We start from the raw sequence: 20,709 nt of genomic DNA, 5'->3' as shown, positions 1-20,709 counted from the left end.
CCCCAATCGGGGGACATAAGGCTCAGGGCAGGATCTGCCCGTCGACGTAGAACCAGCGGCCTTGCTCACGCACGAATCTGCTCACTTCGTGCAAGCTGTCGCGGTGGCCCAGATGGCGGTAGTGGGCGCGGAACTCCACGACGCCGTCTGTGTCGAACGGGCCGCCTTTAATGGTGCGCACGATATCGAGCCTCCGCCACGTCTGTTGCGGATCGAGTTCAAGCCGGCTGGGCCGGGTCGATGGATGCCACGACGAAAGCAGATGATCCGTTGCACCGACCGCGAAAGCAGTGTACCGAGAACGCATGAGCTGCAGAGCTGTTGGTGCTGGAGCGCCGTGGATGATCGGGCTGCAGCAGTTGGCGTACGGCTCGCCATGGCGGCAAGGGCACAGCTTGTTGGCCGGGTAAGGCGGGTTTCGGTTTGGGCGCAACCACGAGAAAGGGTCTGCCGCAGACGATACGTATTCGAGCGATACGTATCCGTCGTAGCCGATCCCGGTGAGTTGCGACAGGTACTGCTGCAGAGGCATTTCCCCGGTTCCCGGCGCGCCGCGACCTGGCGCGTCCGCGATCTGGACGTGCCGGATGTACTTACCAAAACGGGTGAGGGCTGCAGGAATGTCCTCACCGTTGACGGCGAGGTGATAGAGGTCCGCGAGCAGGCCTACGTGCGGTGAGCCGACGCGCTCGATCACTGCGACCGCATCGCTTGCCAGCTTCAGTGGGTACGCCGCGAACCCACTGACTGGTTCGAGGAGTACTGACGCGCCGATTCGCGCGGCTGCGTGCGCGGCGAGCTGCAGGTTTTCCGCTGCGACCGCATCGTGTTCAGCGGGCGGCACACCGTCGATCCGGTTTCCGTACAGGGCGTTGAATCCTGATGCGCCAAGTTGCTCGCCGATCCCGACAACGACATCAATATTGTCCCGGAACTCCGCGGCGCGATTCGGATCCGAAAGCAACCCGCGCTCGCCTGCTGCGAGATTCCCAGCGGCGAAGTTCAGATGCGACAATGTCACTCCAGCGCCGGAAACCGCGCGGACAAACTCATCCACGTCGCGATCCGACGGCACCGCCGCATCAAACGGCCACCAGAACTCAACGGCGCTGAAGCCCGCGTCCCGCGCCGCTTGTGGCCGCTGCAGCAGCGGCAGATGCGTCAGCAGAATTGAACAGTTGACGGTGTAGGAATGAAGGGACATTACCGTTGATCGTAAAGGAGCGACATGGCTGAGACGGGTGCGGCGCCAGTCGCGGTCGTAACGGGAGCGGGGTCCGGACTCGGTCGGGCCATTGCTCAGGCGCTGCTCGGCGCGGGTTTCCGCGTCGCGCTCGCGGGCCGTCACGCTGCTCCGCTGCGGGACACCGCGGGCACGAGTGCGAACGCCCTCGTCGTGGTCACCGACGTCACCGATGAAGCTGCCGTCACGAACCTTTTCGGTGCGACTCGCGAGAGTTGGGGCCGCGTCGACGTTCTCGTGAACAACGCCGGGACGTTCGGCCCCGTGGGTGACGTAGACGAGATCAGCGCGGACGAGTGGCGGGCAACGGTTGACGTTAACCTCACCGGCTACTTTTTGTGCGCTGCAGAAGCTGTGCGGCACATGAAAGCCCAGAAGCCAATGGGTGGCCGCATCATCAACAACGGTTCGATCTCGGCGCATGTGCCGCGGCCGGGCACGGCGGCGTACGCGACGACAAAGCACGCGATCACCGGTCTCACCAAGGCAATCTCACTCGACGGGCGCAAGTACAACATTGCGTGCGGACAAATCGATATCGGTAACGCCGCCACCGACATGACGCACGGTTTTGCTGCCGGGGCCCGCCAGGCTGACGGCACGGTCAAACAGGAACCTACATTTGACGCGGCTTATGCGGCCGAACAGGTACTTCACATGGCTCAACTGCCGCTGAGCGCGAACGTACAGTTCGTGACGCTTATGGCAACCGCGATGCCGTACATCGGCCGCGGCTGACGCATGGAGGACAGATCACGGACCGCTGCGAAGCCGCCCGCCCATGCTGGATACAGTCCGTATGGGCGGGCATTTCTATCGTGTAGTCTGCGGCATCGCGGACGTCACAGCGTCGAGTGAATCGGATTGCGGGTGCGGTTCGATCTGTCGGACGAGACGATCCCTAGTGTTGTAGGAGAGTCCTACTAGCGAGCTGCGCTCGGTGCTGAGGTCACCAGAGAGGGTGGCGGATGCTTCTCGCAGCCGGACAATGCTGGCACGCAGGTGGCGGCGGGTGATCTCACTGAGGTTGGACTCTGCGGCGAGCGTGTGCAACACCAGTTGCTCGGCCACGGCGCGGCAGTGATTTTCAGGAAAGTGGCCGTGCTGGATATCGGCGGTGATGCGGTTGATAATCGGGCATGGTTCGTGGGCAAGCACCACAACTAACGGGGTCTTCAGAATCTCGACGCCGTACTCGACACCGACGAGAGCGGCGGTGTCGACAAGGTGCGCGGCGCTGGCCGTGACGATCAATTCGCCAGGGGCAGTATCGAAGATTTGCTCGGGTGCCGGGGTGAGGTCGCAGCACGTTAGGACCGTGGCGAGAACCCGGCTCTTCGTCATTCCGGTTGCCATTCTTTCTCCCGCTGCGTGGCGGAGGTTGCCGCACAAGAGCCGGTCGAGGATCTCGCGCGCTTCGAGCGGGAGTGGCTTCGCGCTGGGCGTGAATCCGGTGCTGTGATGGTGCGGGCGCGGCAGGGCCCATGGGGCGGGGTCAAGATGAGCGGTCATTGCGTTACTCCTTCGGAACGAAGTGGACGGGTCGTGGGGTGATCTTCGGCGGTGATGGCCGACTGCCATTCAGTCCAGCCGCGGCGGCCGCGCAGCCACCATCGGTGGCCGTCGTGTGCGGCGAGCTGAATCCAGCTGCCGGCAACGAGGTGGGTGAGGGTTTCGTTGCGGTCGAGAACAGCGTCAACGCGCTCTCGTGGAGCGGTGACTGCCACGAGCAGCCGCATCGGCTCGTGGTAAGGCACGCCGGGGCGGGTGAATACTGACTGGCGGGGCAGACCGATTCGCAGGTCACCGCCTGCACCCTGGTAGACGCCGATTCCGCCGACCACATTGTGGGCCACCTTGTCTCCCGCGCCGAGCACGTCCGGGTCGACCGTCGAGAAGTAGTAGGCGGTGTTGATCCAGTGGGCAACAACCATCGGTCCGGCGAGAATAGCTTCGAGCACCGTGCCGCTCGAGTCGGTCTCGGGCTCATAGGAGTGCAGGAAACTGCGACGACCGAGATAAACCCCGGCGCTGACGCGACGAGGTGCGATCAGGAAGGCAGCGTTGCGTGCCAGGCCCCATTCCGGCTGCGTCTGCGCCCAGTCCGCCGAGCGGGCAGCCACGTGCGCGGCCGCGCGTTTGCGCGGGGCGCCGGGTAAGTCCGAGGCTCGTTCGGAGGCAAGCGCGCGCCCTGCTAGCCTCACGTCATCGCGGAGCCTGGCCAGTTCGCTCCGGTGCGTCTCGGGGACCGATGCCACGTCGAACCAGGTGACGGTGTCAGTTGCCGTGTCGTGTTCGGCGGCGAGAAACACTGTGTCGGCGGGAATCTCTACGCCCGCCGCGGCGAGCCTGCCCCGAACCGCGGGCCGGTTCAGCATCGCGGCAGCGAGCCGGGCACTGGTGGCCCCGCGGGCGGCACCGCACGCGCCGCAGTCGAGCGAGCTTGCATAGGGGTTGTTGGTAGTAGTGCTGCCGTGTCCGCACAGCACTACTAAGCGGGCGAACCGCTCCGTCAATCCCATCGCGCGCAGCGCGGATTCCGCATAGGCTGCCTGCTGATCGTCTGTCGGGGCGTCCGGTCCAGAGGTGACGTACTCCAACTCAGTGTGAGGACTGAGGCGTGCGCGAATCCACCGGCGCATAGCGGCCGCGGCACGGGGTGCGAGGGTGCGAAACAGCGCGGCAGGGCCGAGGACGAAGCCGCCCGCTTCAGCGAGCAAGTATGCCGACAGCGGCGCTTTCTGTGCCGCGCTCACTGCCGACTCTGCAGCGGAAAGGTCGGCGGCCGCCGCTGCGGCACCCGCACCAGCGAAGGCGTCGAGGGGCCTTTGGCGGACGACCATTGCGGGCCTGAGCAGCACGGGAAGCAGATCGAGGCGGTCTTCACTGTTGAAGGGGAGGACCTGTGCGGGAACTCCGAAGAAGCCCGCGAAGCCGAATGTTTCGTAGTTGCCCTGGGCTTCGACGTGGCGGCGAATACCCTCGCTGCGGGTATCGATGCAGCACACGAGCTGTGCGGCTGGCCGCATTCGATGGTGTTCGCGCGTTGAGGCCGCGATGGCATCGACCTTCGCAAGGAACTGGTCCCGATAGTGGCGTTCGTAGGCTGCGAGCCACACCTGTCGTTGTCTGCGGTGTGGCAGCTTTTCCAAGCGCGCAGCCACCACTGGGTCACGAGGACTCGGCATCGAGAGGTCTTCGGTGCCCGGCTGCGCGAACGTGCCCCGGCTGGCTGATGTGGACGCTGTGGCGCGGGCACTTGTGTAAGCGGCCGCATCGTAATTCAGGCGTACCGCCAGCAGGTCAGCCAGAGTGAGGGTGGGACCAGCGTAATCAGGCGCGGCCCACTGAGTTCGCCATTTCGCGTGGGCAGCCCAGCCTGGGAGCCTCGCCAACTGCGCGGTCAGTTCGGCCAAGCGCTCATCAGCTGTGACGCCCAGGCTTTCGAGCGCACCCAAGATAGCGTCCGCCGCGGTCGCCGCAAGCGGGTACCTCGAGCCGATGCCCCACCGGCGCGCGATCGGGTCAAAAACCACCTGCGAACGCCACACGTCGTAAAGCCCCGCACTGTCACCATCCGGAACTGCACGGCCGGTCACGTACAGGGCGCACCATTTGCCGACTTCACGATCGGTGAGTGCGGCAAGCGTGCTTCCCGTGAGCCAGTCGTGATCTTCAAGGACAGTCCGCCATGGTGAAGCACTGTCTCCGTCACCTCGCCACGACTCGGCTGGCCCTTCCCCGTCCAGAGTGGCAGTGAGGTCGGCATCGGTGATCCGGCCACATAGGTAAGCGTCGGAAAGCAGTCGCGGTGACGGCAACCCGTCGATACCGAGAACCTCAGCGGCGATCGTGGTCGCATGCTCAAAACTGCGGTCCCGCAGGTCCCACAGTGGGTTGGCCGAAATGGCTGTAGTGAGTGGCCACAGCAGCGGTATTGGCCGCGCCGCCTGCTCGATGAGATCCTCTGTGGTGGTGCAGGACTGGGGCTGTATCGAGGCGCATTCAGTGGTGGTCATGCCGTACCTTTCTTCGGACGCTGTGGGCGGAGATCAGGAAGATCGGATGCTCTGCGTGGCGAGCTCCCGGCGGGGCACGTCGTCCCATCCGGCTGGCGCAGCGGCCGAATCCGACATTTGTGCCCGGAGTCTGCTGGCCATCGGCGACCGGGCCGCTGCGGCGGTAAGGGTGAAGGTAAGCCCGGCGATCGCCAGCAGAGCCCACACTGGTAATCCGGTGTTTGTGGAAGGTGCTGTCTGCGCGATCACACCGCCGAGCGCCGCCACTGCAACTCCGTAGCAGGTGGCTGCCACAACCAAACCCGCTGGCCACACCCACCGCCGCGTGTTAGTTGTCGGCCGCCGCAGCCACCAAGCGCCTGCAAGCACGGCGGCTGTGACAGCCGCGAACACGACTAGTACCGGCTCCTCACCATGGGTGAGGCCAGGCGCTGCTGCCGCGGTGGCAGCAATCCCAGAGACGAGCGCCGCGGCGTAGCGGCCGCGGGTCCGCGCCACTTTGGGCACGCTGGGCATACCGGGCCGTGGAACCGCCGAACCTGCGGAGAGGAACAGTGCCGCTTTGTAAAGTCCGTGACCGAACAGATGGACCATGGCCGACGGGTAGGCGCCGACACAGCACTGCATGAGCATGAAGCCCATCTGTGCGCTGGTTGACGAGGCAAGCTGCCCTTTCACATCCGGCTGGCGCGCGACCACGAGGCTCGCCCAAGCCGCCGTCGCCGTCGCGACGACCGCGACAACCACCAATGCAGGTGTCCACGTAGCCATGGGGCCCATGCGGACCAGCAGGATGCCGCCTCCGCTGACGACGCCAGCGTGCAGAATCGCGCACACCGGCGTGGGTGCTGACACGGTGAGGCGCAGCCAGCCCCGGAACATGCCTTGCGCGCAGCGTGCTAGGACCGCAACGGCGATGAGCATCGCCACGACAGGGGCCAAGGCGCCCAGGTCGGTGGCCGCTTGCTGCAGTGCTTCGGGCGCGATCGCAACGTTTCCTACGGTGACAGCGAGGATGACAGCCGCCGTGATTAATGCGGTGTCGCCGGCCAGGAGGGCCCACCGGATGGAACGAACCAGCCGCGGTACTCCTGGGAGATCCCGTCGATACCCAGCAACAGCGGTGAAACCGATTCCGGCGATCACCCAGGCGATGATCAGGCTTGCAACCGTGGCAGATGTCGCGACGAGTGCCATCGCGCCCACCGTTACCGCCATCGCAGCCTCGAAGCGCGGCGCCCGCGGGTCATCGCGCAGATAGCGACCCGCGTAAGCGTGGACGAGTGCGCCGACGCTGCACACCAGCAGCAGCAACCACATCGTGAGCGAGTTCGCTATCACCCCGAGGGCGGGCCTGGAGTCGTCAGTGCCGATCAGGACTGCTGCAGGACCACCGGCCACCACCGAAACCACTGTGGTGAGCGCCGCGGCTGCAGTCGCCCACCACAATCCGGCTCGTATCTGTCGCGGTACGACGGCGGTTGCTGCGGCAGCAAGCCACGGCCCTGCGACGGCTGCCCCGAGGGCGACGGAGCCGAGCTGGCTCACATCCATAGCGTTCTCCGATTTCTAATTCGCGAAGTCTAGTTCAGGAGTTTGTCATCATATTTGCGTTCTGGCAAGAGTGAAGCCAGAAGAATCTCGCAAATCGCTTTCCGATCCGGTGCCGACTCTCAGGCCGGTGCATCCCCGGCGAATGACGCGCCGTATTACGCGACCAAGCCCGCCGGGCAGCTTCCGCGCGTACCCTCGGGGTTGTGCCCAGATCGGCAGGGGGAGCGGTGATGTCGTGTAATGGCGCGCGGGTGCGCACGATGTGGGTTGCCGTGCTCGCGGGGGCGGTCATGCTCGCGGGGTGTGGGGCCCCCGAGGAGGGTGAGCCTGCAGCGCAAGAGACTCCGGATGCCGCGCCGGAAGAACGCGTCACCGAAGCGGCGTGGACGGCCGTCGCGTCGGGAATCGAAGAGGGCGGGGTTTTCGTTCGCCCGGCCCGGATCGGCGCGTCCCCCATCAGTGATGCTCCGACCGGCGGTTTCCAGATCGGGGAGGTCATCGTCACGACGGTGCGCACGGACGTGAACTCGTCCGAGTACACCAGTGCGAGCGTCCCAGAACAGGTGCTGGTCGCGCTTGATGCTGAAGACGGTGAGGTTCGCTGGACGCAGCCGGTGACCGGTGCTCTCACCTGCGCGGAAGCGGAGATTGACGGTCTGTTGCCGTGTCTGGTTGGCGGGGACCCACACGAGCCCGGCACGGGGATGAGCCCCGCGCCGAACCCGGAGACCGAGCTGCATTATTTCCGCCTGACTGACGGCACGGTGGCCACGACGGTACCGGCAGCGTCGGCACGTGAGGTCGCGGTGCATGACGGCTCCGTGATCCTCGCGTGGCAGGATCCGTACGGGCAATTGGGCCGCGTTGCCACGCTTACGCGGGGCACGGTCGACGACCCGGAGAGCGAATGGCGCCAGGAGTACGAACTCGCTCCCGAGTGCGACACTCAAGTGCGAGGTTTCTGGATCGAGGTTGCCGACGGCCTGATCTTCTTCCGCGGGGAGCAAGCATTTGTGGCGCGCGTCAGCGACGGATCACGGGTGCCAGACGAGGCGCTGTATTCGGTGGCGAATGTCCCCGGCCATGGGTTCGTTGCTGATCTGTGCGAGACCGAAGCCGTGTCTGCGGTTTTTACCAGCGCGGGGGACGAGCTCGCCAGGTATGAGCGGCCCAGCATGGTGTCCGTGGTGAGTCGCAGCGGTGCTGCCGCCGAGCCCGTGTACGTCGTCGATGGTGCGACAGTTCATGACTTCGCAACGGGCGAGCAGTTGTGGCAGCGGGATCCGAGGTTCTTCTGGGTTCTCGCGCTGGCGGGTGAGGTCGTTCTCGGTTCCGGCAGCACGCCCGGCGGGCCCACGCTCGGTCTCGACGCGCGCACCGGAGAGGAACGGTGGACCGCCCCTTTCGGTGAGTTCGGCTGGGTGGTTGGTTCAGCGGACGGCGAGATGATCACACGCGGGCACAACCCCAGCGAAATCGCGGGGGTGGGACTAGACGACGGTAAGCGGATCTGGTCAGTGCCCGTCGCCGATGTGGCGCGGGTGGACCTTGTCGGCTCCGGGGTGCTGGCGAGCACACACCAGCAGTTACAGCTGATCAGCGCAGACTGATTCTGCAGCTAGCCCGCGTAGCGCTGCAGCCGCGCCGAGAGCCGCGGAACAAGCTGCCCATCGGCGTTGATGCGTTCCTCCACGTACGCAAGGTCACCGCCTGCGATGATTCCGTACAGGCGTTTCGCTCCGCCCACAACTTCAGCCGACTGGCTGCGAATGACGACGTCAGTCGCGAGTTCCCAGGACGACTGTGTGCGCGCCTCACCGTAATAAAGCTCAACGAGGCCGGTGGTGTGTGTGAGGAGGAACTCGATGACTTCTTCGCCGTCAGAGTCGGCGACCCGCCAGAACCCGCGTTCACGCAGATCGGGCTTGACATAGGCGCCAGCATCATCGATAACCCAGCTGCGCGCTTCCCACGTGAGGTAGTCGCCGCCGTCGTGCGTCACGACGATCTGCTGGCCGAATCGGTAATCACCGGTGTCAGGGTGGTTTCCTTCGCCTTCGCCGCGCCAAACACCCACGAGCGGTAGCAGCGCCAATAGGGCATCGCTCAGATTGGGGCCCTGGCGCAAATTCGCGGTGTCTTCAGGCAGTGGGAGACCAGGCAAGTCAGCCACATTGCGCGAACCGGTGCTTTTCGCGCGTTCGGCGGCAGCCTCAACCGCCGCGTTGCCGCTGCCCGGTTCACGACGAGGTGCCGATGTGTCGCCCTGGCTCACTTGTGCTGCTTGCGCTCGTCAGTGACAAGCCGGTACACGACGTACACCGCGAACCAGGTGATCAGCAGGCTCGACAGCACCAGAAGAATCTCGAAGATAAGCACCACGGTTCGAGTGTATCGGGTGCGGCAGATCACCACGAATTGGGCCTGCCATGCAAAGTCGCACAAACACAGGGCAGGCCCGGACCGTGTGATCACGATCCGGGCCTGTCAGGCTGCCGGTACGCGGACCGGCCACACGGATTACTTGCTGACGGTGATCGTCACTTCGTGGATGCCAGCGGACTCTGGGCTCACCGACGCATCGCCATTGCCTGATGCAGAGAGTGCGCGGACTGTCCACGTGCCGGGTGCCGCGAAGAAGCGGAAATCGCCACTGCCGGAGGCCACAACCTCTGCGGTGAACTCACCGGTGCTATCGAGCAGCCGCACGAACGCCCCGCCCACCGGGGAGCCAGCATCGCTCACAACCTTGCCCGTGATGACCGTTTCCTTCTCAGCGTCAACGCCCGCCGGGAGGTTCTGACCCTGAACTGGTGCTCCGCACATCTTTACTTTTCTCCCAACTCGATCGGGACGCCAACGAGTGACCCGTACTCGGTCCAGCTGCCGTCGTAGTTCTTCACGTTCTCGAAGCCGAGGAGTTCGCGCAGCGCGAACCACGTGTGGCTTGAGCGCTCGCCGATGCGGCAGTAGGCGATGATGTCCTTGCCGTCGTCGAGCCCCTCTTCCTTGTACAGCTGGCGGAGTTCGTCATCCGACTTGAATGTGCCGTCCTCGTTGGCTGCCTTGCTCCACGGAACGCTGATCGCCGTGGGGATGTGGCCTGCACGCTGCGACTGCTCCTGCGGGAGGTGAGCCGGGGCGAGGATCTTGCCGGAGAACTCGTCTGGTGAACGCACGTCAACGAGGTTCTGGTTGCCGATCGCATCGATGACCTCGTCGCGGAACGCACGGATCGTGACGTCCTGCGGCTGTGCGGAGTAGTTCGTAGACTCGCGCTTCGGAACCTCGGTGACCAGGGGACGGCCGTCGAGTTCCCACTTCTTGCGGCCGCCGTCGAGAAGCTTGACATCCTGGTGGCCGTAGAGCTTGAAGTACCAGTACGCGTAGGCAGCGAACCAGTTGTTGTTTCCGCCGTAAAGAATGACGGTGTCGTCATTCGCGATGCCCTTTGCGGACAGCAAAGCGGAGAACTGCTCCTGGTTGACGAAGTCGCGCCGCACCGGATCCTGCAGATCCTGCTTCCAGTCGATCTTCACCGCACCTTCGATGTGGCCACCGTCGTATGCGGTGGTGTCCTCGTCGACCTCGACGAAAACCGTCTTAGGGGCGTTGAGGTTCTGCTCGGCCCAGTCTGCGGAGACTAGGACGTCGGAGCGAGCCATGGGTTTCCTTTCCGTTGGATCCGTGAATGAGAGAAAACAGCGGGGGGTTACGCAGCAGAGCTGCGGCGAGTTGAGCGTAGCTGCGCCACAAAGGGATACATCTGGCAGCCGAGGCAAATCCCGAACGCCGCGTTGAGGAACGCAGCGATGAACGCCAGGCCTGTGAAGATCTGGCCCGCGAGGATGGCGCCGCTGATAAAGCCGATCAGCCCAGCCGCCGCGAAGATCAGGCCGACCAGCTGAGCGAACCGAACCGGTGCGACCGGTTCACGTTCCCGGACCGGCCCCAGCCGGGGCGCGATGAGATAACCGTAAAGCGCACCGTAAGGGCTCCGGCGCGGCCCAAGCGTGGCGCCCAGCGCAAATACGATTGCCTGGAAGGCCAGCAAGATCCACCAGCCGGTGAGAAGTGTGATCGCGAGAACAGCAGTCGTGATCCAGGCCGCGAAGCGCGGTCCTCGAACGTCGACATTCTGAGATGCGGGCGGGGTAGACATTGGTTTCTGCTCCTGTATTCGAACCCGACCCGCTAACGGCGGGTCCGTAGAAGGGGATCGGCAGGGAACAGCTAGGTAATCGTGCCGGGCTGTTCCAGATCAGCAACAGGGACAGCAACAACCGCCGAGGCGGCACAGATCGACTGCGCGGCGACGGGTGAGCAGAAGCTCCTGGTTGTCTAACACGCTAGAAAGGGTACCCGCAGATTTCGATTTGTCAGCCATTCGTCAGCTCGAGTGTCCAGAGATTGGGATAAGTGCGTCACGCAACGCGTCCGCGCTGGGCACTCCGGGGATCCGGAAACGCTGCTGCATTGCGCCGTCGTAGATGAAAGTCGTCGGCAGCGACCGCACCCCCAAATGCCGGGTGAGCTGCGGATAGTTATCGATGTCTAGTTCGAGGTGAGAAACATCTGGGAATTCGGGCAGGGTCGCGGTGATGACGCGCCGCACTGCCGCACAAGGGCCGCACCAGTCCGCCGTGAAGTGCACAATCGCCGGAGTCCCGGCGGACAAACCCGCGTCACGCAATTCGCCAGGTACGCTCGCCTCAGTAACCGGCTCGGTGGTGTCTGCCGGACGGGCAATCACTGTTCCCGTGTGGCGATGCCACCAGATGCCCACGGCCGTCGCGATCGCTGTCGCGCTGCCGAGGATGATTGCTCCACTCACTGGCCGAGGCCTCCACCGATCGCATTGCGTCGCAGCAGTTCCAGTGACACGTTCCTGCCTTCTCCTTCAACCACAAGCCGTCCGCCCTGTGCGTACGCGACTGCGGGCGGCAGCCCGAACGGTACTTCTTGCACGTCAATCGTTATAGAGAACGAACGCAGAATCTCGTCGCGTAATTCCTCGGGCACGGGATTTTTCCAGGAACCGTCGCGGCCGGGGTAGTAGCGCATCGGTTCGACGTTGAGCTGCCGACCGGAAAGCCGAAGGCGTGCTTCGACATTCACTTCCTCCGTAATACCGTGTTGCGGGAAGGTCGCGGTGAGCAGAACCGGGCGGAAGCGTGCGATCGTCACCGGCGTAGCGGTTCCGAACGCGTCGATGATCCCGGTGGGCAGTGGTGTTATGCGGAGATCAGGGATGTCATAGAACTCGCCAAGTTCGGTCTGGTGCATGACGATGCGGCCTTCGAGGATTCGCGCATGCATGGCGTCCGTGCGCCGCTTGTACCACGCCGCCGGTTCAAGGGTGACGTCATCGAGTCCAGCCTCGATCGTGACGCGACCGGCGATGTCGGTGTCGACGCGGTCAGCGCGGATGTCAACGCCGACGAACTCGCCCCGCGCAGCTTGCACGAGAAACGGGAAACCACGGACGACTACGTCCGGGTCGGCATTGAGATCCGCGCTGGCCCGCAACGCCCGGGAGATGCGGTGTTCGGTGTAGGCGGCCGTTCCGAGTTCGGCGAGCACGAGCACCACGACCAGTCCCAGGGCCCCTACGATCAGCTTGCGCACATCCTTATTGTTACTGACACCCGGCAGTTGGATGTCGGGACGGTAAGAGTTACGCGATACTCTGTGTGAGTTCACGTGAGCCTTGGCGTGCAGCGGCGGGCGTCCGAAGGCTATGCGGCAGGTCCGACTTCGGTTTAACGGAAAGGGGGCGGTGTGGAGCTTCTCCTGCTTACGGCCGACCCGAACCCTGAGTCTGTTCTGCCTTCGCTGGCTCTCTTGCCACATAATGTGCGGCCTGCGCCCGCTGACGTGTCGTCGCTGCTCGAGGCTGGTGGCGCGGATGTCGCTGTCGTCGATGCGCGCACCGATCTTGCGTCCGCGCGCGGGCTGTGCCGGATTCTTGCGAATACGGGCGCCTCGGTGCCGGTGGTTGCGGTGCTCACCGAGGGTGGGCTTGTGGCTGTGAGTTCCGACTGGGGGATTGACGACATTTTGTTGCCGGGCACGGGGCCCGCGGAACTCGATGCGCGGCTGCGGCTGCTGGTCGGCCGGACGACCGTACAGACGCAGGACGAGGATGCAGGGACTGTCACCCTGGGCGAACTAGTCATCGACGAGGGCACGTATACGGCACGGTTGCGCGGCAAACCGCTCGACTTGACCTATAAGGAGTTCGAACTCCTCAAATACCTGGTGCAGCACGCGGGTCGGGTATTCACCCGGGCCCAGTTGCTGCAGGAAGTATGGGGCTACGATTTCTTCGGTGGCACCAGGACGGTTGACGTCCACGTGCGGCGGTTGCGCGCGAAGCTGGGCGCCGAGCATGAGTCGCTCATCGGCACGGTACGGAACGTCGGTTACAAGGCCGTTCGTCCGAGCCGGTCAGGCAAACCCGCGGAGGACAACCACGATCTCGATGAGGACGAGGGAGATCTGGAGGATAGTGCCCGCGATTCGGCGTCTGGTGCGCTGTGATGGTCCCTGACATCGAGATCACGCGGCTGAGTGGCGAGCTGCCGAGCGAGCTTAACGATGCAGTCGCGCTCATCATCGCGGCGGCGCGTGCGGCGGACGATGCCGATCCGATCTCCGAGCAGGGCCTGGCTGGTTTCGAGGGGAGGATCAGTGCCGAACACGTCGTCGCGACGAGCGGTGGTGTTCCGGCAGGCATTGCCACCATTCGGGTGGAGAACGGCACAGCGAACATCGAAGCGGTGGTGGATCCAGCGCGGCGCCGGCAGGGGATTGGGCGCACACTGATCGCCGCTGCTGCCACCAAAGGCTCGCAACTATGGGCGCACGGCGACCTCCCGGCAGCTGCAAGCCTGGCGAAATCGCTCGGCATGGCACGCGTCCGGGAACTGTTGCAGATGCGGCGCAGCCTCGGCCCTGAAGCGCCGCTTCCCGAGCTGACCGTGCCGGACGGACTCGAGGTTCGGACTTACGCGGGCGCGGAGGACGACGCGGAGATAGTGCGCGTCAACAATGCCGCGTTCCACTGGCACCCCGAACAAGGCGGCTGGAGCATCTCCGACGTCGCGGCCCGCAAACAGCTCTCGTGGTTCGACCCCGAGGGGCTGTTCCTCGCATTCGATACGTCAGCCCCGGACCGGTTGCTGGGCTTCCACTGGACGAAGACACACGGTGCGCACCCACCGGAGCCTCCGTTTGGTGAGGTCTACATTGTCGGCGTTGACCCGGCTGTCCACGGCCGTGGCCTCGGGCGGCTTCTCACGCTGCGGGGTTTGCATTCCTTGCAGGAGCAAGGCCTTCCAGCAGTGCTGTTATACGTCGAAGCGAACAATATCGCTGCGCTGCGCACCTACGAGAAGCTTGGATTCCATCGCCACTTCACCGATGTGGCGTATGTCATGACGTAACAATCAGGCCTCTGGCCTGCTGTTTCTCGAGACCCTTCAAATCGCGTCACGTTTGTTCATCTTCCGTTCACCTTTAGCCTTCACGCTAGCGGCTGACTCTCTTAGCGTGTGCCGTGAGAGTTAATCGAACGTTCACACTGTGGAGGATGTGGGTGGACCTCAAGCGAGGCGCATTCGTGATCGGGCTTGCCGCGGCGGGCTCCGTCGCGCTGACCGGTTGCATTCAGGAAGAGGTCGGCCCAGGCAGTGTCGATACTCTTGCCAGCTGCGAGGGAAAACCGAATCTGTCCGCGACGGGATCGTCCGCGCAGGCGAACGCCATGCTTGCCTTCAACGTCCGCTACGGCGAGTCCTGTCCAGGCAAGAACATCGCCTATACGTCAAGCGGCTCCGGTGACGGCCGCGTGCAATTCACCTCGGGTTACACGGACTTCGGCGGTACGGACTCCCCAATCACGGGTGACCAATTAGCGCAGGCACAGCAGCGCTGCAACGGCCATGAGGTGTGGAATCTGCCGCTGGTATTCGGGCCAATTGGGATGGCGTACAACGTGGAGGGTGTCGACGACCTTGTTCTCGACGGGCCTACCATCGCAAAAATCTTCAATGGCACTATCCGAAACTGGAACGATCCGCAGATCGCAGCTCTCAACGAGAACCAGAACCTTCCTGACCGCGGCATCACCGTGATCCACCGCTCTGACTCCTCAGGCACTACCGACAATTTTCAGCTGTACCTCGAAACCGTTGCGCCCGACGCATGGACGTCCGGCGCGGGCTCGGACTTCACAGGCGGAATTGGCAACGGCTTCCGGGGGAATGAGGGCGTCGCTCAAGCCGTCGCCTCCACCAACGGCGCCATCAGTTACGTCGAGAAGGCATACATCGAACAGAACGGTTTGCCCGCCGCGCAGATCGACAACGGATCGGGCCCGGTGCCACTGACGATCGAAACGGCCGCAGAGGCGATCGAGCAGGCCGAGTTCGCGGGTACCGGCGTCGGCGACATGACCCTTGACCTCGAGTCGGTGTACGGCGCGACCGAGCCGGGTGCCTATCCGCTGGTGCTAGCGACCTACGAAATTGTCTGTTCCGGGGGCTACGACCCGGAAACCTCCGCGGCGGTGAAATCATTTTTGACTGTGGCTGCCAATGAAGGCCAGGTGGGAATCGAAGGAATGGGCTATGTCCCGCTTCCCGACGCTTTCCGTGACCGTCTTATGGACTCGATTAACGCGATCGGATGAACGTGAACGTTGACCAATTGCCCCCTGATCCTGTGGAAGCCCGGATGCGGGGCGGGCGCGCGACCCGCCCGGGGGATGCCCTCTTCGGGGGCATGGCCCGGGGCGCTGCGATCTTTGTTACCGCGGTCATCACCGCGATCGGTGTCTTTCTGCTATGGCGGGCGATCCCTGCGCTCCAGCAGAACGAGGTCAACTTCCTCACCAGCCGCGAATGGCGGACGTTCAGCCCCGATTCATTGGCGTTTGGCGTCTTCGACCTGTTCCTGGTGACGGTTTTTGTCTCGGCGTTCGCGCTGATGCTCGCGATGCCGGTCGCGCTCGGGATCGCGATCTTTATCACGCAGTATGCACCGAAACGCGCGAAGAAGTCCTTGGGTTACCTCGTGGATCTGCTCGCTGCGGTGCCCTCCGTGGTGTACGGCCTGTGGGGTCTGCTCGTGCTGGCACCTGCCCTCAAGCCAGTGTCGAGCTTCCTGCATGAGAATTTCGGCTGGTTCTTCCTCTTCCGCGCGGAGAATGAAGGCCTCGTCGAGGCAGGTTTCACGATCTTCACCGCCGGTATCGTACTGGCAGTGATGATCTTGCCCATCATTACCGCGATCACCCGCGAAATCTTCGCGCAGACACCTGTCGCACAGATCGAAGCAGCGCTCGCGCTGGGTGCCACGAAATGGGAAGTGGTCCGAACCACGGTCATCCCGTTCGGCAAATCCGGCTACGTCAGCGGATCGATGCTCGGTCTGGGGCGCGCACTCGGCGAGACTATGGCTATCTACATCGTGCTGTCGACCGCGGCATCTGACTTCCGCTGGTCACTGTTCGAGGGTGGTCAGACAATCGCGTCGAAGATCGCCTCCGGTTACGCCGAAATCAACAACGAAATCCAGGCTGGTGCGTATATCGCAGCTGGGCTGGTGTTGTTCATCCTGACGTTCGCCGTCAATGCGGTCGCCCGCTGGATCGTCAAGGGCAAGGGAGTGCACTGACATGACAACCACGACTCTCGATCGCCCGGTCAAACCCCCGCAGATCTTTCCGTCGCTGACCCCGCGGCGACGGGCGACCAATGCGCTTGCGACGATCTTGGTGTTCGCCTCGTTTGTCGTCGCAATGGTCCCCCTGATCTGGGTGCTGTACACGGTCATCAGCCGCGGCTTCACTGCCCTCACGTCCGATGAGTGGTTCACTCGCTCAATGCGTGGCGTGCTGCCGTTTTTCGAAGGTGGAGGGGCATATCACGCAATCGTCGGCACCCTGATGCAGGGAGCGGTCGCGGCGGCGTTCGCTATCCCGATCGGCCTCATGGTGTCGATCTACCTCGTCGAGTACGCGAATGGTTCGCGGCTCGGCCGTATCACCACCTTCATGGTCGACATTCTGAGCGGCGTGCCGTCCATCGTGGCCGCGCTGTTCATCTATGCCCTGTGGATTACAACGTTCGGGTTCAGTAAGTCCGGCTTCGCAGTAGCGCTGGCTCTGCTGCTCCTCATGCTGCCGATTGTGATCCGTTCGGGCGAGGAAATGCTGCGGATCGTTCCGATGGATCTGCGGGAGGCGTCATACGCTCTCGGGGTTCCCAAGTGGAAGACGATCGTGCGGATCGTGATTCCGACCGCACTGCCGGGGATTATCACCGGCCTCATGCTCGCGATCGCACGCGTGATCGGTGAGGCGGCACCGCTGCTGATCCTCGTGGGGTATGCGACCTACATCAACTACAACATGATGGAAGGCGAAATGGGCTCGCTGCCCGGCATGATGATCGCCGAACTCAACAACCCTTCGGTGCCTGGCCGTGAACGGCTGTGGGGAGCTGCGCTCACCCTCGTCCTCATCATCGCGCTACTGAATGTGGTCGCGAACCTGATCAGCCGTTACACCGGCGCCCGCAAGTAAAGCCCTTTAGAAGCATCGGAGTTGTCATGGCGAAGCGTGTAGATCTCAAAGACTTGAACATTTACTACGGCAAATTCCACGCCGTATCGGACGTCACGCTGTCGGTGGCACCGAAGAGCGTCACGGCGTTCATCGGGCCGTCCGGCTGCGGTAAGTCGACGGTGCTGCGTTCGCTGAACCGTATGCACGAGGTGACGCCCGGCGCACGTGTCGACGGTGCTGTGATGCTCGACGGTCAGGACATCTACGATAACGGCATCGATCCGGTGGGTGTGCGACGCACTATCGGGATGGTTTTCCAGCGTCCAAACCCCTTCCCGACGATGTCGATCCGTGACAACGTCATCGCGGGCCTGAAGCTGCAGGGTCAGCGCAACAAGAAGACACTCGACGAGGTCGCGGAGAAAGCGCTGCGCGGCGCAAACCTATGGGACGAGGTCAAAAACCGCCTCGACAAACCAGGCGGAAGCCTGTCGGGTGGTCAGCAGCAGCGACTGTGCATCGCACGAGCTACGGCGGTTGAACCCGAGGTTCTTTTGATGGACGAGCCGTGCTCGGCGCTCGACCCGATTTCCACTCTCGCGATCGAAGATCTGATCACGGAGCTGAAGAAGGACTTCACAATCATCATCGTCACCCACAACATGCAGCAAGCTGCACGCGTGAGTGATCGCACTGCCTTCTTTAACCTCGAAACTCAGGGCCGCCCCGGTCAGCTCATCGAGATCGATGACACCGCGAAGATCTTCTCTAATCCTTCCAAGAAAGCGACCGAAGACTACATCTCCGGCCGCTTCGGCTAAGAACGCGTATTTGCCGCGTCACACCACCTGGTCTTCAGGGACTCGCCCGGTGACGAGATAAATCACCTTGCGTGCGACCTCCACTGCGTGGTCGGCAAAGCGCTCGTAGTAGCGGCCCAGGAGCGTGACGTCGACGGCAGCGGCCACGCCGTGCTTCCACTCACGGTCCATCAAGACGCTGAACAAGTGGCGGTGGAGATCGTCCATCGCGTCGTCTTCGTCTAGCAGGTCTTGAGCCATCTGGGCGTCGTGCGTTTCCAGCACCTCCGCAGCGCCTTTCCCCAAGTGAACCGCTACGCGGCCCATTTCCGCGAAGTACGCTTTGACCTCCTCAGGCAGCGCTTGCTTCGGATGTCGGCGACGAGTGATCTTCGCCACATGCAACGCGAGGCGCCCCATCCGGTCGAGGTCGTTCACTGCCTGGATGCCCGCAACCACGGACCGGAGATCGCCTGCGACCGGCGCTTGGAGGGCTAGCAGCGCGAAAGCCTTCTCCTCGCATGACGCACGTAGCGTCTCCATCGCGTCGTGATCCGATATGACCTTTTCAGCTATGGGCAGGTCGGCTTGAAGCAACGCCTGGGTAGCCTGCCCCATCGCATCCTCCGCCATCCGGCACATAGTGGCCAGTGATGTCGCGAGGTCCGCGATCTTTTCCGTGTAAGCAGCCCGCATAACCCCCTAGAGTACGGCGAATTGGGGCCTTGAGCACGATCCGGCGCTTAACGACACGTGAATAGCGTGGAACTCAGGAGCAGGTTGTGTCGCCTGCGTTGGTTACGTCGAGATCCTCAGGAAGTTCCTGATGCGGCTGCAGGCTGCCGGAACTCGAGATCGGCAGCAGGGTGCCCACCGCCGCCGGCGCGATCACGCTGGCGTCGAAGTCGGTCCCAAGCACTAGTTCAACGATCGTTCCGAGCCCACGGACCGGCTGCAGCACCGCGCCGGGGAAGGAAGACGCGAGTGTCGCCGCCGCAGCCTCGTTACCGCGCGAATAGCGAATCACAGTCTCATCCACCACTCGCGGATGGTCGCCAACGCTGTAGATCTGGAAGCCGTAGCCGGCAAGGACGCTAGCGGTGCTGCTGGCCAAGCCGTAGGTCAACGCGCCGTTTGCCACGCGGACTGACACGAGACTGGGATATTGGGCCTCGTATTCCCCGGTTTGGTCGTGCGCATCAGCGCCATTGCGCGCCGGGGCCGCGTCTGTCGCGGGAGGGTCCGACGAGGCATCCTCAGCGTCACCGGACGATTCGCCTGGAAGTGGGCGGTCGTAGATTATTGCCTCGAAGATCGCGTTGATGTCGTCCTCGCGCGGAATTTCATTCATGAACTCGTTGGGTCCCGCTGTGGGGATGGTGAGGAAGGTGACACGGCCCGCGTCGACGCCCTGCATCGATCGTGCGAGCGTGAGCAGCGACTGCGTATCAACATTTTCGACGAAAGTGTGGGTGGTGAACGCATCGACGAATTTGCCGAGCTTGCTCGGGTCGAACATCACCTTGTTAGAAAGCGCCTCGCGCAGCACGGACGACAGCAGCAGTTGCTGGCGTTTGATCCGGCCGTAGTCGTTCGTGCCCTCGGTCGGGACGCGGCGGGCTCGCACATAGTCCAGCGCGGTGTCGCCGTTGACGGTCTGTGTCCCTGCTTCACGAAGAATCCAGCCGAGTTCCTCGTCCCACATCGGTTCGGTTGTGCAGACTTCGACGCCGCCGAGTGTGTCCACCATCGCTTCGAAGCCAACAAAGTCGATACCAACGAACCGGGTGATGTTCATTCCGGAGATCTTCTGGATCGTCCGGATGAGGCACTTCGGCCCGCCTTCGTAGTAGGCGCTGTTGAGTTTGACGTTGTCCTCTTCGGGGACTACCTCGTCGGTGTACGTGGCGGAGTCGTTGTCCCAGCGGTCGCACTCTGGCCGCGTTATGTTCAGGTCGCGCGGAAAGGAAACGATGACCACCCGGTGCCGGTCATCGGGGATGTTCACCAGCATGATCGTGTCGGACCGAGAACCTTCGTGCTGCCACCCGGTGCCGCCGATGGCGGCGTTCTCACCGGCCCGGTTGTCGACGCCAACGACGAGGAATGTTTCGTCTCCCGCCTGGTCCCCAGGGCTGCGGACATCACCGGAATTGCGGTCAAGGGCGTCGACGATAGTGAGTGCCGAATCGGTGCTGCGCACATATGTCCACACCGTGCCGGTAAGCACCAGCGCGCTGAGCGATACCAGGGTGACGAGGGCTCGGGCGGCAATCAGCGCTTTCGAGCGCCGTTTCCGGACTGGGGCGGGGCTCTCGGTGACTCCCACGAATTGGGGGAGGGCCCGTGACCGCGGCTCTGCGCCGTTTTCGTCCGGTTCGCTCACTCGTCCATCCTCGCCTCGTTACTGGTGCTGCCGCGACGGACTGGGCATGTGCGTACGCGGACTCGTATTGACCAGACTAAACATGAAGTTCAGCAGACACCTGATCGCGAGGGTAGAGCACTCGGAAGCAGCAG

General features: G+C 63.4%; 21 protein-coding genes and 1 pseudogene. 8 read left to right on the top strand and 14 right to left on the bottom strand.

Going from position 1 to position 20,709, the window contains the following annotated elements; genetic code table 11:
• Window positions 1–22 precede the first annotated feature (22 nt).
• Both ONR57_RS22555 and ONR57_RS22550 read right to left on the bottom strand, forming a co-directional pair.
• Window positions 23–307, bottom strand: a complete 285-nt coding sequence (locus tag ONR57_RS22555; RefSeq protein WP_374116513.1) for a YchJ family protein — start codon at window positions 305–307, stop codon at window positions 23–25.
• Window positions 308–430: 123 nt separating this feature from the next.
• Window positions 431–1,204, bottom strand: a pseudogene (locus tag ONR57_RS22550) (hydroxypyruvate isomerase family protein); the annotation flags it as partial.
• A 24-nt stretch (window positions 1,205–1,228) separates the two neighbouring features.
• Here ONR57_RS22550 and ONR57_RS22545 point away from each other — a divergent pair.
• Window positions 1,229–1,981 carry an SDR family oxidoreductase gene (locus ONR57_RS22545; RefSeq protein WP_265125948.1) on the top strand — a complete coding sequence of 251 codons (753 nt, stop codon included), beginning with the start codon at window positions 1,229–1,231 and terminating at the stop codon, window positions 1,979–1,981.
• 75 nt (window positions 1,982–2,056) lie between these two features.
• Here the strand turns inward: ONR57_RS22545 and ONR57_RS22540 are convergent, their stop codons facing one another.
• Genes ONR57_RS22540 through ONR57_RS22530 form a run of 3 tightly spaced genes read right to left on the bottom strand, consistent with a single transcriptional unit; the run spans window position 2,057 to window position 6,816 of the window.
• Window positions 2,057–2,755, bottom strand: coding sequence for a carbonic anhydrase (locus ONR57_RS22540; RefSeq protein WP_265125947.1), 699 nt, complete (start codon window positions 2,753–2,755; stop codon window positions 2,057–2,059).
• A complete protein-coding gene (locus ONR57_RS22535) occupies window positions 2,752–5,262 on the bottom strand; it encodes a DUF2309 domain-containing protein (protein ID WP_265125946.1) in 2,511 nt (836 codons plus the stop codon). The genes ONR57_RS22540 and ONR57_RS22535 overlap by 4 nt, the downstream gene beginning before the upstream one ends.
• A gap of 33 nt (window positions 5,263–5,295) precedes the next feature.
• Window positions 5,296–6,816 (bottom strand): proton-conducting transporter membrane subunit, encoded by a 1,521-nt coding sequence (locus tag ONR57_RS22530; RefSeq protein ID WP_265125945.1) that lies wholly within the window; start codon window positions 6,814–6,816, stop codon window positions 5,296–5,298.
• A 203-nt stretch (window positions 6,817–7,019) separates the two neighbouring features.
• Here ONR57_RS22530 and ONR57_RS23450 point away from each other — a divergent pair, with 203 nt between their 5' ends.
• Window positions 7,020–8,426, top strand: a complete 1,407-nt coding sequence (locus ONR57_RS23450; protein ID WP_265125944.1) for a PQQ-binding-like beta-propeller repeat protein — start codon at window positions 7,020–7,022, stop codon at window positions 8,424–8,426.
• 8 nt (window positions 8,427–8,434) lie between these two features.
• Here the strand turns inward: ONR57_RS23450 and ONR57_RS22520 are convergent, their stop codons facing one another.
• The 7 genes from ONR57_RS22520 to ONR57_RS22495 form a co-directional block, all read right to left on the bottom strand.
• Window positions 8,435–9,091 carry an FABP family protein gene (locus tag ONR57_RS22520; RefSeq protein ID WP_265125943.1) on the bottom strand — a complete coding sequence of 219 codons (657 nt, stop codon included), beginning with the start codon at window positions 9,089–9,091 and terminating at the stop codon, window positions 8,435–8,437.
• 245 nt (window positions 9,092–9,336) lie between these two features.
• The gene (locus ONR57_RS22515) at window positions 9,337–9,642 is read right to left on the bottom strand and encodes a DUF1416 domain-containing protein (protein ID WP_265125942.1); all 306 of its coding nucleotides are present in this window, start codon (window positions 9,640–9,642) and stop codon (window positions 9,337–9,339) included.
• A 2-nt stretch (window positions 9,643–9,644) separates the two neighbouring features.
• Complete coding sequence (locus ONR57_RS22510; protein ID WP_265125941.1) at window positions 9,645–10,481, bottom strand: sulfurtransferase; 837 nt, start codon at window positions 10,479–10,481, stop codon at window positions 9,645–9,647.
• 47 nt (window positions 10,482–10,528) lie between these two features.
• Complete coding sequence (locus tag ONR57_RS22505) at window positions 10,529–10,978, bottom strand: DUF4395 domain-containing protein (protein WP_265125940.1); 450 nt, start codon at window positions 10,976–10,978, stop codon at window positions 10,529–10,531.
• A gap of 99 nt (window positions 10,979–11,077) precedes the next feature.
• The gene (locus ONR57_RS23550) at window positions 11,078–11,203 is read right to left on the bottom strand and encodes a putative leader peptide (RefSeq protein WP_374116510.1); all 126 of its coding nucleotides are present in this window, start codon (window positions 11,201–11,203) and stop codon (window positions 11,078–11,080) included.
• 3 nt (window positions 11,204–11,206) lie between these two features.
• Entirely contained in the window at window positions 11,207–11,650 is a 444-nt protein-coding gene (locus ONR57_RS23445) for a thioredoxin family protein (RefSeq protein ID WP_265125939.1), read from the bottom strand.
• Window positions 11,647–12,444, bottom strand: coding sequence for a DUF2993 domain-containing protein (locus ONR57_RS22495; protein WP_265125938.1), 798 nt, complete (start codon window positions 12,442–12,444; stop codon window positions 11,647–11,649). Before ONR57_RS22495 ends, ONR57_RS23445 begins: the two co-directional genes overlap by 4 nt.
• A 153-nt stretch (window positions 12,445–12,597) precedes the next feature.
• On the opposite strand from ONR57_RS22495, the gene ONR57_RS22490 reads away from it, so the two are divergent.
• From ONR57_RS22490 to pstB, 6 genes are all read left to right on the top strand, one after another.
• Entirely contained in the window at window positions 12,598–13,359 is a 762-nt protein-coding gene (locus ONR57_RS22490; RefSeq protein ID WP_265125937.1) for a response regulator transcription factor, read from the top strand.
• Complete coding sequence (mshD, locus tag ONR57_RS22485; protein ID WP_265125936.1) at window positions 13,359–14,264, top strand: mycothiol synthase; 906 nt, start codon at window positions 13,359–13,361, stop codon at window positions 14,262–14,264. Before ONR57_RS22490 ends, mshD begins: the two co-directional genes overlap by 1 nt.
• Window positions 14,265–14,416: 152 nt before the next feature.
• Window positions 14,417–15,511, top strand: coding sequence for a phosphate ABC transporter substrate-binding protein PstS (pstS, locus tag ONR57_RS22480; RefSeq protein WP_265125935.1), 1,095 nt, complete (start codon window positions 14,417–14,419; stop codon window positions 15,509–15,511).
• 44 nt (window positions 15,512–15,555) lie between these two features.
• The gene (pstC, locus tag ONR57_RS22475) at window positions 15,556–16,497 is read left to right on the top strand and encodes a phosphate ABC transporter permease subunit PstC (protein WP_265125959.1); all 942 of its coding nucleotides are present in this window, start codon (window positions 15,556–15,558) and stop codon (window positions 16,495–16,497) included.
• Window position 16,498: 1 nt separating this feature from the next.
• Window positions 16,499–17,407 carry a phosphate ABC transporter permease PstA gene (gene pstA, locus ONR57_RS22470; protein ID WP_265125934.1) on the top strand — a complete coding sequence of 303 codons (909 nt, stop codon included), beginning with the start codon at window positions 16,499–16,501 and terminating at the stop codon, window positions 17,405–17,407.
• 26 nt (window positions 17,408–17,433) lie between these two features.
• A complete protein-coding gene (gene pstB, locus ONR57_RS22465) occupies window positions 17,434–18,210 on the top strand; it encodes a phosphate ABC transporter ATP-binding protein PstB (protein ID WP_265125933.1) in 777 nt (258 codons plus the stop codon).
• 18 nt (window positions 18,211–18,228) lie between these two features.
• On the opposite strand, the gene phoU is transcribed toward pstB, so the two are convergent.
• Together phoU and ONR57_RS22455 are read right to left on the bottom strand one after the other, a co-directional pair.
• The gene (gene phoU / locus ONR57_RS22460; RefSeq protein ID WP_265125932.1) at window positions 18,229–18,885 is read right to left on the bottom strand and encodes a phosphate signaling complex protein PhoU; all 657 of its coding nucleotides are present in this window, start codon (window positions 18,883–18,885) and stop codon (window positions 18,229–18,231) included.
• 73 nt (window positions 18,886–18,958) lie between these two features.
• On the bottom strand, window positions 18,959–20,575 hold the full coding sequence (locus ONR57_RS22455) for an LCP family protein (protein WP_265125931.1): 1,617 nt from the start codon (window positions 20,573–20,575) through the stop codon (window positions 18,959–18,961).
• Window positions 20,576–20,709 lie beyond the last annotated feature (134 nt).

Origin of the sequence: Hoyosella sp. YIM 151337, assembly GCF_026041215.1 — a bacterium.
Lineage (GTDB): Bacteria > Actinomycetota > Actinomycetes > Mycobacteriales > Mycobacteriaceae > Hoyosella.
This window is presented reverse-complemented; position numbering and strand designations above follow the sequence as displayed.